We start from the raw sequence: 13513 nt of genomic DNA on the forward strand, positions 1-13513 counted from the left end.
CTTGCCAGACCAAGCAAGTTCTTTGCCGAGTGTACTTGCTTGTCACCAACATGACAATTGGGTCATGAAGACGGCGGTGTCGGAATATGCGTTACGTCAAAGTCGGAATTCATTGCCAAGGTAAACCTCTTTCACCTGCTGGTTGGCCAGGATTTCCTCGGAATTGCCGGAGGCAATGATGTGGCCGCCCGACACAATGTAGGCATTCTCACAGATATCCAGGGTTTCACGCACGTTGTGGTCGGTGATCAGAACGCCGATGCCCTTGTCCCGCAGGTGGCGGATTATCTGCTTGATATCGCTGACTGAAATCGGATCAACACCGGCAAACGGTTCGTCCAGCAGGATAAACGCCGGCTCCATGGCCAGTGCCCGGGCAATTTCCACCCGCCGCCGCTCACCGCCGGACAGCGCCATACCAACGCTGTCACGGATGTGGGTAATGTGAAACTCCTCCAGCAACTCTTCCACCTTGCTCTCGCGATCGGTCCGCTTGAGTTCCTTGCGGGTTTCCAGGATGGCCATGATGTTGTCCCGCACCGTCAGCTTGCGGAACACCGACGCTTCCTGGGGTAGGTAACCAATGCCTCTGCGCGCCCGGCCATGCATGGGCAGCGGAGTGATGTCCTGGCTGTCGATGGTGATGCGGCCATTATCCGCCGGCACCAGACCCACGATCATGTAGAAGCAGGTGGTCTTGCCGGCCCCGTTGGGACCCAGAAGGCCAACGATTTCGCCGCTGCGGATCTCCAGGGAGACGTCAAGGACCACTTTCTTTTGCTTGTAGCTTTTCGCCAGATTACTGGCCCTGAGAACTGCCATCCGAATCCTGTCTGTTTTGGCTGTTGCGTGGCTGGATAACCATTTCAACACGGCCACTGCCGTTGGTTTCTTCTGCAGCACCTTCGGCGGTAACTACCCGATCGACGCTATCATAATGAATGATGTCGCCACGGAACAGGTTGCCGTTCTGTTCGATTTCCGCTTCGCGTTCGAACGTCAGCCGGCTCTCCGGAGCGGAATAGGTGATATTGAGGGCGCGGGCATCGGTTTCACCCTGACCATCCCGGGCGGGTTGCCGGTAATGGGCGGGCCGGCCGGTTGCCTCGATACGCCGGAGGCCGTTCTCGTCCCGGTACAGGATCACCTTGTCGGCGGTAAGCTCGGTAGCGTCCTGGGTCAGGATGACATCACCGGTGTAGGTGGCAACGCCCTTGCTGTCGTCCAGCCGCGCGTTGTCCGCGTTGACAGTGATCGGGGTGTCGGAATCCAGGTTGAAAGCAGCAGCGGATCCGGCAACCAGCAAGGCGGCCAGCGCGGCGGTCAATTTACGGATTGGCTTGTTGGCCAGGCTCATAGCGTCCTTCCACCTGTGAGTTAAGTTCGAGTATGCGGTCATCAATCCACGCCTTCATGCCGATGGCCCGGGTAACGCTGAAGGAGTCGGTCAGTTTCACCGGTGCGTCTGTGTAGACTGTGCGGCTTTCGTTGTCCAGCGTCAGTCTGGAAGTCGTCAGGGTGCCCTGCCGGTTATCGCTGGTATGACGAATCACTTCGACATTGTCCTCCAGAAGTAGCAGGCCCTCCGTTTCCAGGAAGGTTCCGCTATCCGAGCTCAGGCGCCAGGGCTCTTCTTCGCCCTCGCTGTATAATCGTGCCCTGGGGGACGCCATGATCGCCTTGTTGTCGGATTCAAACTGTTCAATGCGTGGGCTTTCAAACCACACGGTCAGTCTTCCGGTGTCATCAAACGAGCGGTATCGACCGTTGACCACAAAACCATCGGGTTCGGACTGCCCCCTCAGGGCTGCGGCCTCCACCGGTTCCTGAGGGTCGTCACTCTGCCACATCATCACTACCAGGGCTACAGCGGTACAGCCGAGCGCAAGGGTTCTAAGCACGGGGCGGTCAGCCAGCAGCAGGGTCGAAAGCAGGTTGCCTCTCATGGTGACGGGATCCTTCAGTCGGCCTGGGTGTAGCTTGCCAGGGTGGAGTCAAGCTTGCCGCGCGCGGTCAGCAGCAGATCGCACACCTCGCGCACCGCGCCACTGCCGCCGGCAACCGATGTGCATACGTCCGCGTGTTCGCGGACCAGCCAATAGCCATTAGGTACTGTGATACCGAGGCCGGCGAAACGGATGGCCGGCAGATCCGGCAGGTCGTCTCCCATATAGGCGATGCTTTCCGCAGCTACCCCCAGCGTGTCCACCAGCTCTTGCAGCGCCACTTTCTTGTCTTCGCGGCCCTGCATCAGGTGCGGAATGCCAAGATCCTTCATACGCTTCTCGGTCAGCGGCGACGTGCGCCCGGTAATTACGGCAACGGTCATGCCCGCGGCCATGACCTGTTTGAGGCCAAGTCCGTCCAGAATATTGAAGCCCTTCATTTCATCGCCGGTGGCACTGAAAAACAGCTTGCCATCGGTCATGATGCCATCGACATCCAGGGCCAGCAGGTGAATGCCGGCGGCCTTGTCGAGAATGCGTGCGGGCCACTGCGGGCGCAGGGTGTCTGTCATCCGTTGGCTCCTCAGATTACGCCGGCGCGGAGCAGGTCGTGCATGTTGATCGCGCCGACCAGTTGACCGTTCTCATCGGTGACAGGCAGGGCGTTGATCTTCATCTCTTCCATGATATTCAGCGCCTCCGCGGCCAGATGGTCGGCCTGGATGGTCTTGCCGTTGTGGGTCATCACCTGGTGAATGGGGGTGGTGTGAACGTCAAAGGATTTGTCCAGCGTGCGGCGCAAGTCGCCGTCGGTGAACACGCCTGTCATGTTGCCGTCCGCATCCACTACAGTGGTCATGCCCAGGCCCTTGCGGGACATTTCAAGCAGTGCACCGCTCAGGGGGGTGTCGCCGGTTACCCGGGGAATGCGGTCACCGGTGTGCATGATGTCGGAAACCCGCAGCAGCAGGCGGCGGCCCAGGCTGCCACCCGGGTGGGAAAACGCAAAATCTTCAGCGCTGAAGCCCCGGGCTTCCAGCAGTGCGACCGCCAGGGCATCCCCCATCACCAGGGTGGCGGTGGTGCTGGACGTGGGCGCCAGCCCCAGGGGGCAGGCCTCCAGGGTCACGCTGACGTCCAGATTTGCCACCGCTTCCTTTGCCAGGGTGGAATCCGCGTTGCCCGTCATGCTGATCAGGGGCGCTCCCATACGGCGCAGCAGCGGTAGAATCGTGACCACCTCACTGGTATTGCCACTGTTGGAGATGGCGAGCACCACATCCTGGCCGGTAATCATACCCAGGTCGCCATGGCTGGCCTCGCCGGGGTGCACAAAAAAAGACGGGGTGCCGGTGCTGGCCAGGGTGGCGGCAATCTTGTTGCCGATATGGCCGGATTTTCCCATGCCGGTAACCACCACGCGCCCCTTGCACGCCATGATGACCTCGCAGGCGCGGATGAAGTGATCATCGATGCGGTCCGAAAGGGCGGCAATGGCGTCCTTCTCGATTTCAATGGCCCGGAGCGCCGAGTCCCGGAAGGTCTGATTGATGTCGGCTGTGGACTTGTTGCTGTCGCTCATGATGTTTTCGGCTCGCACCTTGTCGTCATTGGGGACACTGAATGAATTGGCGAGAGTATATCACTTCACGAGGCTGCAGGGCCTTGTTGAAGGAAACTGATCATTGCGATCAGGACATTTTGTGAAGGACGGATTGAGCTTCCAACCGGGTTCGCATAATGTAGGCCCCTGTTTGATAGGGATGGGTTATGGCTTCGGACGCATACATAACATTGAGGGACGTGGTGTTCACCCGCTCGGGGCGGCGCATTTTCGATGGCGTTACCCTCGATATCCCCCGCGGCAGGATCACTGCCATCATGGGGCCGAGCGGAACCGGCAAGACCACGCTGCTGCGGCTGATCGGCGGCCAGCTCAAACCCGACTCCGGCGCCATTACCGTGGCCGGTGAGAATGTGCCCGGTCTCAAACGCAAGGCCCTGTACACCCTGCGGGAAAAGATGGGCATGCTGTTCCAGAGCGGCGCGCTGTTCACCGATCTGAGCGTATTTGAAAACGTCGCCTTTCCCCTGCGGGTACACACCTCGCTGCCGGAAGACATGATCCGGGATATCGTGCTGATGAAGCTGGAAGCTGTCGGTCTCCGGGGTGCGAGGAACCTGATGCCCTCAGAGCTGTCCGGAGGCATGACGCGCCGGGTGGCGCTCGCCCGCAGTATCGCCCTGGATCCGGAACTGATCATGTATGACGAGCCCTTTGCCGGGCAGGATCCGATCGCCATGGGCGTGCTGGTTAAGCTGATCCGCGATCTCAACAGTTCCATGGGCCTGACCAGTGTGCTGGTATCCCACGACGTGCCGGAATCCCTCAGCATCTGCCACTACGCCTGTATCATCGCCGACGGCCAGGTGATCGGCGAGGGGACTCCCGATGAGCTCAGGCAGCACCCGTCCGAACAGGTGCAGCAGTTCCTGCAGGGTCAACCGGATGGCCCCGTGCCGTTTCACTATCCGGCTGCGGATGCCGCGACCGACTGGGGAATTTCCGGAGGCTCCAGATGATGGATCGGATTGCCGCGCTTGGCCGCCTGGGGCTTGATACCGTTGCCGCAGTGGGCCGCGCCGGCCGTTTCCTGGGTGGCGCCCTGGCCGGAGTGCCGAAGCCCTCGGTGGGGTTCCCGTTACTGGTGCGTCAGCTATATGCCGTGGGGGTATTGTCCCTGGCGATTGTTGTGGTGTCGGGGCTGTTTATCGGCATGGTGCTGGGGCTGCAGGGTTATACCATCCTCAGTGACTACGGCTCCGAAGCCGCTGTGGGCCAGATGATCGCGCTGACACTGGTGCGTGAGCTGGGTCCGGTCGTGACGGCGCTACTGTTTGCCGGTCGGGCCGGCTCGGCATTGACCGCTGAAATCGGCCTGATGAAGGCCACAGAGCAGCTGTCCAGTATGGAAATGATGGGGGTGGATCCCCTCAGGCGGGTGATTGCCCCCAGGCTGTGGGCCGGCTTTATCGCGATGCCGATCCTGGCTGTGATCTTTTCAGTGGTGGGTATCTGGGGCGGTATGCTGGTGAGCGTCGAATGGCTAGGCGTTTTCGAGGGTGCGTTCTGGGGTAATATGCAGTCATCGGTCAGCTTTGTGGATGACGTGCTGAACGGCGTGGTGAAAACGGTGGTTTTCGGATTTGTCTGTACCTGGATTGCGGTCTACCAGGGTTACGATTGCGTGCCGACCTCCGCGGGGATCAGTTCGGCCACCACCAAAACCGTTGTGTATTCATCGTTGGCCGTGCTTGGCCTGGATTTTGTGCTTACTGCCGTCATGTTCGGGGATTTCTGACCCGGATTGTCGGTGCGAGTACAGCAGAATTGACCAGAACTTAATCGGGAGCCGGAAATGGCGCAGAGAACCACGGAAATCATCACCGGCCTGTTCATCATAGCGGGGCTCGCCGCGATATTAGTCCTGGCGTTGCAGGTGAGCGGGCTGTCAACCAAGAACGCGGGCGACACGTACACCCTGTACGCCAGCTTCAATGATGTTGGCGGGATTTCGCGCAGGGGCAAGGTCGCCATGGCGGGTGTCACGGTGGGCTCGGTGCGCAGCGTGACCCTGGACAGGGAGACTTTCCAGGCCAGGGTGGAGCTGGCAATAGATGCAGACGTGGACAATATTCCGGCGGACAGTTCCGCAGTAATACGTACATCCGGGTTACTCGGGGATCAGTACATTGATATTTCGATCGGTGGCGACATGGACTCCCTGAAACCCGGCGACAGCTTTTATTCAACCCAGTCAGCCATGAATCTTGAGCGCCTGATCACCAATTTTGCCTCCGGCAAATAGTACGAGTGATGAAGGGGTGGGGATACAAGGATCTGAAACGTTACAGGAGAAAGACATGGTATTGATCAGACGCAGCATGCTCTTTGTTGCTTTCGTAATGGCGGCCCTGGTGCTTCCCGCTCACGCCGGCCAGGAGGAAGACCTGGCAAAGTATGTGGACGAAAACACTCAGCGCCTGGTAGACAAGCTGAACGCAGAAAAAGGGCTGTATGACACAGACCCCGAAGCCTTCTATAGCAGTATGGATCAGGAACTGCGGGAGTTCGTGGACTTTCGCCGCATCGCGGCCCGGGTGATGGGCCGGTACGCACGCCAGACTTCTCCTGAGCAGCGGGATGAATTCGTTGAGAAATTCAAGCGCAGCCTGTTCGACAGTTACGCCCAGGCGTTGGTGAGTGCGGATGACTTCTCTATCGAAGTCCTGGGCGCCGAAATCAATGCCAATAACAGTGAGCGTGCTTCTGTCCAGATGGAAGTGCAGACCGCCGGCGGCAACCGTTATCCGGTGACCTACTCCATGTACATGAACGGCGACGGGCGTTGGATGATGGAAAACATCATCGTTGAGGGTATCAATATCGGGCTGGCTTTCCGTGACCGTTTCGCCCAGGAAATGGAAAAGAATGCGGGGAAAGTCCAGGCTGTGATCAATGGCTGGGACAGTGCAGTGGAAGCCCTCAACCTCGAAGACGAAGTGGATAATTCATGAGTTCAGCCGCCCGGGTAGAACTCCGCGGCGATACCCTGGCGGTGAGCGGGACGATTGACCCGCTCACCGTGCTGGCAACCAGAAAGCAGGGTGAGACGCTGATCCGGTCCGCCACCGGCGATCTGACCGTGAACCTGAGCGCCATGGAAACGGCACACAGCGTGGTGTTGTCCCTGTTGCTTTGCTGGCAGCGGCTCGCCGGGAGCCAGGGGCTTGCCCTGTCGTTCAGTGGCGTCAGTGACCGGTTGAACTCACTGGCAGCCCTGAGCAACCTGGAAGAACAATTGCCGGGTTTTCGATCGGGCGTCGCCTGATACCTGTCTCTGTTGCCCCCTACCGTTGACTCTCTCCATTCTGTCATTCGTTGCTGGCTGACCCGGGCCGCGTAATTGGTTACAATCTCGCCCCTGATTTATAAACACCCGAGGATTTTCTATGGAAGCCGCCGAAGTTACTGAACTGGTAAAGCAGGCCCTGCCGGATTGCGACGTGCAGGTTCAGGTCGATGGCACCCATTATATGGTTGTCGTGGTAGGGGAGGTTTTTGAAGGCCTGCCAACCATCAAACGGCAGCAAATGATCAACAAGGTGCTTTTCCAGCACATCATGGATGGCACCATACACGCCCTGCATCCGAAAGCATTTACCCCGGCTGAGTGGGCCGCGCGCCAGGGCTGATAGCTGCCCGCCAATAACAGGAAGACTATTGTGGACAAACTTCTGATCAGGGGCCGTAAGCCCCTGAATGGTGAAATCCGGATTTCCGGCGCCAAGAACGCCGCACTGCCCATACTGGCTGCCACCCTGCTGGCGGACGAGCCGGTCACCGTGGGTAACCTGCCGCACCTGAATGACATCACCACCATGATCGAGCTGCTGGGCCGCATGGGCGTGGAATTGCTGATTGATGAAAAAATGAGCGTGGAAGTTCACGCCAACACCATCAAGCATTTCCATGCGCCCTACGAACTGGTCAAGACCATGCGGGCGTCCATCCTGGTGCTGGGTCCGCTGGTGGCGCATTTCGGTGAGGCGGAAGTATCGTTACCGGGCGGTTGTGCCATCGGCAGCCGGCCGGTGAACCTGCACATCCACGGCCTGGAAATGATGGGCGCGGAAGTGAAGGTGGAAAACGGTTACATCAAGGCCAAGACCAATGGTCGCCTGAAGGGCGCCCACATCTTTCTCGATACCGTGACCGTCACCGGTACCGAAAACCTGATGATGGCTGCGGCCCTGGCGGACGGCAAAACCATCCTGGAAAACGCCGCGCGCGAACCGGAAGTGGTGGATCTGGCTGAATGCCTGATTGCCATGGGCGCAGACATCAAGGGCCATGGCACCGCGACCATCGAAATCAACGGCGTGGAGCGCCTGCACGGCTGCCACTACGACGTACTGCCTGACCGCGTGGAAACCGGCACCTATCTGGTGGCCGCAGCCGCGACCGGTGGCCGGGTGAAACTGAAAGATACCCGTGAAGACCTGCTGGAAGCGGTGCTGCTAAAGCTGGAAGAAGCCGGGGCGCACATCACCACCGGCAAAGACTGGATCGAGCTGGATATGAAAGGCAACCGCCCGAAAGCGGTGAGCCTGCGCACAGCGCCGTATCCAGCATTTCCGACAGACATGCAGGCCCAGTTCGCGGCCATGAACGCCGTCGCGGAAGGTACCGGCACTATCGTGGAAACGGTGTTTGAGAACCGCTTCATGCACCTGGATGAACTGAGCCGAATGGGCGCGGACATCACCCTCGAGGGCAACGCGGCGATCATCAAGGGCGTTGAGTACCTGACCGGAGCACCGGTGATGGCGACCGACCTGCGCGCCTCTGCCAGCCTGGTTATTGCCGGTCTGATGGCGGATGGCGACACCATTGTGGATCGCATCTACCACATTGACCGTGGCTACGAGTGTATTGAAGAGAAACTGCAGCTGCTGGGCGCCAGTATCCGCCGTCTGCCAGCATGATCGACACGGATCAGAAACCGGAAGGACACATGACCGACTCCATCACCATCGCATTGTCGAAGGGGCGAATCCTCGATGAAACCCTGCCATTGCTTGCGGAAGCAGGCATTGAGCTGGTTGACGACATCAAGAAATCCCGCAAGCTGGTGTTTCCCACCACCGATCCCAATGTGCGGGTGCTGATTATTCGCGCCACCGATGTTCCGACCTATGTGCAGTACGGCGGGGCGGATCTCGGGGTAACCGGCAAGGATGTCCTGATGGAGCACGGTGGTGACGGCCTGTACGAGCCGCTGGATCTGAACATTTCCCGCTGCCGTCTGATGACCGCCGGCCCCAAGGATAAGCCGGCCCCGGCGGGGCGCATTCGTGTCGCTACCAAGTTCGTTAACCTGGCCCGCCGCTATTACTCGGCGCAGGGACGGCAGGCAGATATCATCAAACTATACGGTGCGATGGAGTTGGCTCCGATTCTTAATCTGGCGGACGAAATTGTCGATATCGTTGATACCGGCAACACGCTGAAGGCCAATGGCCTGGAGCCGAGAGATTTGATCGAACACATCAGCAGCCGGTTGGTGGTTAATCGCGCGTCCATGAAGATGAAACACGAGCGCATTAACCCCATAATTGAAAAAATGTCCGCTGCCGTGGACAAGCGCCGACAGGACTAGGTGTAAGATCCGGTCGGGAAGGGCTTCCCAAAACACGCTCAAGCACATCCATGTGGCGCTTGGGCTCCGCCATCCATGGCTCCGCACAGTTTTGGGAAGCCCTTCCCGACCGGCTCCCGAGCCATCGTGGCGATTCAGCATCTGTAAGCCGTTAATCCATACAGGATTTGATTCATGACTGTGAACATCAAACGACTAAACGCCTCCCAAAGTGACTTTGACAGCGCACTGGCCAAACTGCTGGCCTGGGACGATAGCGTGGATCATCAGGTGAATGAGTCGGTGCGTCATATCCTGCATGAAGTGAAAACCCGCGGTGACCAGGCGGTTCTGGAATTTACCGAGAAGTTTGATCGTCTGAAGGTCGGCAGCGTTTCCGAGCTGGAAATGGACCAGAGCAGACTGCAAAAGGCGTTGGGTGCCATACCGGAAGACCAACGTGTAGCCCTGGAAAAGGCCGCCGAGCGGGTGCGGAGTTATCACGAACACCAGAATCAGAAGTCCTGGCAGTACGAGGACGAAGACGGCACGGTGCTTGGCCAGAAAGTGACACCGCTGGATCGTGCAGGCCTGTATGTTCCGGGTGGCAAGGCTGCCTATCCGTCTTCCGTGCTGATGAACGCCATTCCGGCCAAGGTTGCGGGTGTAAGCGAGGTGATCATGGTCGTTCCGACACCGGATGGTGTAGTGAACGACATGGTGCTGGCGTCCGCAGCCATTGCCGGCGTCGACCGCGTATTCACTGTCGGTGGCGCGCAGGCGGTTGCGGCTCTGGCCTACGGCACGGAAACCATTCCCGCCGTCGACAAGATCGTCGGCCCGGGTAATATCTTTGTGGCCACTGCCAAACGCGAAGTCTTCGGTACTGTCGGCATCGACATGATCGCCGGTCCGTCGGAAATTCTTGTTATCTGCGACGGCAAAACCGATCCCGACTGGATCGCCATGGATCTGTTCTCCCAGGCCGAACACGACGAACAGGCCCAGTCCATCCTGATCAGCCCGGATGCAGAATTTCTGGACGCGGTCGAAGCCAGCATCAACAAACTGCTGCCGACCATGGAGCGCGCAGACATCATCCGTACCTCCATGACCGACCGCGCCGCGCTGATCCAGGTCGCCGACCTCAGCGAAGCCGCCAGAGTCTCCAACCGGATTGCCCCGGAACACCTGGAGCTCTCCGTTGAAGACCCCGAGGCCCTGGTGGAAGAAATCCGCCACGCCGGCGCCATCTTCATGGGCCGCTACACCGCCGAAGCCCTCGGCGACTACTGCGCCGGCCCGAACCACGTGTTGCCGACCAGCGGCACGGCACGGTTCTCCTCGCCGCTGGGGGTTTATGACTTCCAGAAGCGCTCGTCCATCATTGGTTTCAGCGCCGAAGGGGCGGATCGAATGGGGCGCGTGGCGTCGGTGTTGGCACGGGGTGAGGGGTTAACGGCCCACGCCCGGTCGGCGGAATATCGGGTTAAAGATTGAGTTGGTTTGTCGGGTTACGCTGCGCTAACCCGACCTACATGATGCTATTGCCCAAGTTTGCAAGGTCGGCGGGTAGGGCTTCCAAAAAATTTCGAAGGCCAAGGATGGCCTGAGAGAAGCGCACATGGATGTGCTCGTAGCGGTTTTTTGGAAGCCCTACCCGCCGACCGCCTGCACGGAGTAAAAACAGAAATGAGTAAATTCTGGAGCCCACTGGTCAACGACCTGGTGCCTTATGTACCGGGCGAGCAGCCGAAGATGGCCAACCTGGTGAAACTGAACACCAACGAAAACCCCTTCGGCCCGTCACCCAAAGTCATCGACGCCATCCAGGCCGAACTGAACGACAGCCTGCGCCTGTACCCGGATCCGGAAGGCGAAAGCCTGCGCCAGACCATCGCCGGCTACCACAACGTCAAACCCGAGCAAGTCTTCCTCGGCAACGGCTCCGACGAAGTCCTGGCGCACATCTTCTACGGCCTGTTCCAGCACGGCGAACCGGTCCTGTTTCCGGACGTCACCTACAGCTTCTACCCGGTGTACTGCGGCCTCTACAACATCGAAGGCAAAACCGTTCGCCTGACCGACACCTTCGAAATCAACCCGGCCGACTACAAACAACCCAACGGCGGCGTCATCTTCCCGAACCCGAATGCGCCGACCGGGCGTTACCTCGGTTTGGAGCATGTAGAAGCTATCCTGCAGGCCAACCCTGACCGCGTAGTCGTAGTAGACGAGGCCTACATCGATTTCGGCGGCGAAAGCACCATAGCGCTGGTCGATCAATACCCGAACCTGTTGGTGACCCAGACCCTGTCCAAGGCCCGCTCACTGGCCGGCTTGCGTGTCGGCTTTGCAGTAGGGCACCCGGACCTCATCGAGGCCCTCAACCGCGTCAAAAACAGCTTCAACAGCTACCCCCTGGACCGCCTGGCCCTCGCCGGCGCAAAAGCCGCCTACGAAGACGAAGCCTGGTTCCGGAAATGCTGTGATGGCGTTATCTCGGAACGCGAACGAGTCACCAGCGCGCTGGAAGATCTGGGTTTCGAGGTGCTACCGTCAAAAGCCAACTTCATCTTCGCCCGCCACAAAACTCAGGCCGGCGAAGCATTGGCAAAAGGCCTGAGAGAGCAGGGCATCATCGTCCGTCACTTCAATAAGCCCAGAATCAGTGACTTCCTCCGAATCACAATTGGCACCGCTCAGCAGAACGATGCCCTGATTGAAGGCATTAAAGCCCTGTAAAGCACCCATGCTGGATCAAGGCCTACAGGGAGGGGTGTTCCGGGAATGTCGGAGGCCATGGATGGCCGGAGATCAAGCGCACATGGATGTGCTTGTAGCGTTTCCCGGAACACCCCTCCCTGTTGGCCGATAACTCCAAAGTCTACAGACAGACGGAGAGTTCTATGGCAAACCGCAACGAGATTCTCAAAACAATCGAACAATGGCTCCAGCCTGAAAACTTCCAGGACTACTGCCCAAACGGCCTCCAGGTCGAAGGTAAAGACGACGTTAACACCATCGTCACCGGCGTTACCGCCTCAAAAGCCCTCATCGACGCCGCCATCGAAGCCAACGCCGACATGATCCTCGTCCACCACGGCTACTTCTGGAAAGGTGAAGATCAGCGCATCCAAGGCATGAAACGCCAGCGGATCAAACAACTCCTGGACCACGACATCAGCCTCGTCGCCTACCACCTGCCACTGGACGACCATCCCGAATACGGCAACAACCGACAGTTGGCCGACGTGCTGGGCATCGAAAACCCGCGCCCCCTCGGCGGGCTGGTCTGGGAAGGCGAACTGCCACACGCCATCAGCCCCGAACAGTTCGGCCAGCTCATTGCCGAAAAGCTCCACCGGGAACCGCTGTGGGTGGGCGAAGGAAAACCGGAAATCAAACGGGTAGGGTGGTGCACCGGCGCGGCGCAAGGCTTCATCAACGCGGCACTGGACGCCGGCCTGGATGCGTATATCAGTGGTGAAATCTCAGAACCGACGACCCACACCGCCCGGGAATGTGGAATTCACTACTACGCAGCCGGACATCATGCAACGGAACGTTATGGGGTTCAGGCTCTGGGTAAGGCGTTGGAGAAAGAATTTGGTGTGGTTCACCAGTTTATCGATTGCGACAACCCGGTTTAAAAGGTAGTGGGGAAGGCACCTCGAAAGTCAGGGTGACTGGTTGAGGGGCCCTTTCCAAAACTGTGCGGAGCCATGGATGGCGGAGCCCAAGCGTCACATGGATGTGCTTGAGCGTGTTTTGGAAAGATAGGCCCAACCAGTCACTTCACCGAAAGATTCAGGCCTTAGAGGTTGAAGGCTTGTCGCCCTTCTTAAGCCCAAAGTCCTCAGCCAGCGTGCCCTTCTCCTCAGGACCGGCCTTCGGCGCATAATCCCGAGGCGGCTCCACGCCATCCTCGCGAACATCCTCAAGACGAGCACGGGACGTCTCCCGCTCAAGCTCATTCATCCAGTCCTCATCATTACACAGCCGGTTCGCCCCCCGCGCCATGTGCTGATTCACATCGCGATACGAATCATTGAAACGGCGCAGCAGATGGGCCGACTCCATAAAGTGCTCATTCACCTGGGCCTGGTAGCGGGTATATTCGCTACGCAGCTCCTCAATCTGTTGCTCGACACGGCGCTGACGCAGATTCGTAGTCTGCCCCGAGCGACCGACCAGTACGCCAATGACAATGCCAACAACCAATGCGGCAATCGCTGCCAGAATCAGGTTCGTCATAAGATGTGTCGTCCTTTTACGTATTAAGAGCTCAGCCCGTTAATGGAGTATAACGTTCCAGGCCGCCTGCGCCCATCCATGCAGCCTGAGCCAATCGTCGTATTGCTT

At 58.9% G+C, this 13513-nt stretch carries 17 protein-coding genes; 11 read left to right on the forward strand and 6 right to left on the reverse strand.

Annotation, left to right across the window (positions count from 1 at the left end; genetic code table 11):
- Positions 1-96: 96 nt before the first annotated feature.
- The 5 genes from lptB to ACQUWM_RS00110 are packed head-to-tail and all read right to left on the reverse strand — an operon-like array spanning position 97 to position 3528.
- Complete coding sequence (gene lptB, locus ACQUWM_RS00090) at positions 97-822, reverse strand: LPS export ABC transporter ATP-binding protein (RefSeq protein ID WP_406988418.1); 726 nt, start codon at positions 820-822, stop codon at positions 97-99.
- A complete protein-coding gene (lptA, locus tag ACQUWM_RS00095; protein ID WP_428920762.1) occupies positions 800-1357 on the reverse strand; it encodes a lipopolysaccharide transport periplasmic protein LptA in 558 nt (185 codons plus the stop codon). The genes lptB and lptA overlap by 23 nt, the downstream gene beginning before the upstream one ends.
- Entirely contained in the window at positions 1329-1946 is a 618-nt protein-coding gene (gene lptC, locus ACQUWM_RS00100; protein ID WP_428920763.1) for an LPS export ABC transporter periplasmic protein LptC, read from the reverse strand. The genes lptA and lptC overlap by 29 nt, the downstream gene beginning before the upstream one ends.
- A 14-nt stretch (positions 1947-1960) precedes the next feature.
- On the reverse strand, positions 1961-2518 hold the full coding sequence (locus ACQUWM_RS00105) for a KdsC family phosphatase (protein ID WP_406999034.1): 558 nt from the start codon (positions 2516-2518) through the stop codon (positions 1961-1963).
- Positions 2519-2529: 11 nt separating this feature from the next.
- Positions 2530-3528, reverse strand: coding sequence for a KpsF/GutQ family sugar-phosphate isomerase (locus ACQUWM_RS00110; RefSeq protein WP_406999032.1), 999 nt, complete (start codon positions 3526-3528; stop codon positions 2530-2532).
- 188 nt (positions 3529-3716) lie between these two features.
- Between ACQUWM_RS00110 and ACQUWM_RS00115 the strand changes: the two genes are divergently transcribed.
- The 11 genes from ACQUWM_RS00115 to ACQUWM_RS00165 all read left to right on the forward strand — a co-directional run bounded on the left by ACQUWM_RS00115 (position 3717) and on the right by ACQUWM_RS00165 (position 12801).
- Entirely contained in the window at positions 3717-4529 is an 813-nt protein-coding gene (locus tag ACQUWM_RS00115; RefSeq protein WP_428920764.1) for an ATP-binding cassette domain-containing protein, read from the forward strand.
- Positions 4526-5308 carry a lipid asymmetry maintenance ABC transporter permease subunit MlaE gene (gene mlaE / locus ACQUWM_RS00120; RefSeq protein WP_428920765.1) on the forward strand — a complete coding sequence of 261 codons (783 nt, stop codon included), beginning with the start codon at positions 4526-4528 and terminating at the stop codon, positions 5306-5308. The genes ACQUWM_RS00115 and mlaE overlap by 4 nt, the downstream gene beginning before the upstream one ends.
- 57 nt (positions 5309-5365) lie before the next feature.
- Entirely contained in the window at positions 5366-5815 is a 450-nt protein-coding gene (gene mlaD, locus ACQUWM_RS00125) for an outer membrane lipid asymmetry maintenance protein MlaD (RefSeq protein WP_428920766.1), read from the forward strand.
- Positions 5816-5870: 55 nt separating this feature from the next.
- On the forward strand, positions 5871-6524 hold the full coding sequence (locus ACQUWM_RS00130; RefSeq protein ID WP_428920767.1) for an MlaC/ttg2D family ABC transporter substrate-binding protein: 654 nt from the start codon (positions 5871-5873) through the stop codon (positions 6522-6524).
- Positions 6521-6838, forward strand: coding sequence for an STAS domain-containing protein (locus tag ACQUWM_RS00135; RefSeq protein ID WP_406999022.1), 318 nt, complete (start codon positions 6521-6523; stop codon positions 6836-6838). Before ACQUWM_RS00130 ends, ACQUWM_RS00135 begins: the two co-directional genes overlap by 4 nt.
- A 121-nt stretch (positions 6839-6959) precedes the next feature.
- Positions 6960-7202: a BolA/IbaG family iron-sulfur metabolism protein gene (locus ACQUWM_RS00140; RefSeq protein WP_406988403.1), complete on the forward strand. Its 243-nt coding sequence runs from the start codon at positions 6960-6962 to the stop codon at positions 7200-7202.
- 30 nt (positions 7203-7232) lie between these two features.
- Positions 7233-8495 carry a UDP-N-acetylglucosamine 1-carboxyvinyltransferase gene (gene murA, locus ACQUWM_RS00145; protein WP_406988402.1) on the forward strand — a complete coding sequence of 421 codons (1263 nt, stop codon included), beginning with the start codon at positions 7233-7235 and terminating at the stop codon, positions 8493-8495.
- A gap of 29 nt (positions 8496-8524) precedes the next feature.
- On the forward strand, positions 8525-9169 hold the full coding sequence (gene hisG, locus ACQUWM_RS00150) for an ATP phosphoribosyltransferase (protein ID WP_428920768.1): 645 nt from the start codon (positions 8525-8527) through the stop codon (positions 9167-9169).
- 174 nt (positions 9170-9343) lie between these two features.
- Positions 9344-10648, forward strand: a complete 1305-nt coding sequence (hisD, locus tag ACQUWM_RS00155) for a histidinol dehydrogenase (RefSeq protein ID WP_428920769.1) — start codon at positions 9344-9346, stop codon at positions 10646-10648.
- 192 nt (positions 10649-10840) lie between these two features.
- Positions 10841-11893: a histidinol-phosphate transaminase gene (gene hisC, locus ACQUWM_RS00160; RefSeq protein ID WP_428920770.1), complete on the forward strand. Its 1053-nt coding sequence runs from the start codon at positions 10841-10843 to the stop codon at positions 11891-11893.
- 164 nt (positions 11894-12057) lie between these two features.
- Positions 12058-12801, forward strand: coding sequence for a Nif3-like dinuclear metal center hexameric protein (locus tag ACQUWM_RS00165; protein WP_428920771.1), 744 nt, complete (start codon positions 12058-12060; stop codon positions 12799-12801).
- A gap of 157 nt (positions 12802-12958) precedes the next feature.
- Here ACQUWM_RS00165 and ACQUWM_RS00170 read toward each other — a convergent pair whose 3' ends face one another.
- On the reverse strand, positions 12959-13405 hold the full coding sequence (locus ACQUWM_RS00170; protein ID WP_406999010.1) for a YhcB family protein: 447 nt from the start codon (positions 13403-13405) through the stop codon (positions 12959-12961).
- Positions 13406-13513 lie beyond the last annotated feature (108 nt).

It is taken from the genome of Marinobacter sp. DUT-3, from assembly GCF_050379435.1.
Taxonomy (GTDB): domain Bacteria; phylum Pseudomonadota; class Gammaproteobacteria; order Pseudomonadales; family Oleiphilaceae; genus Marinobacter.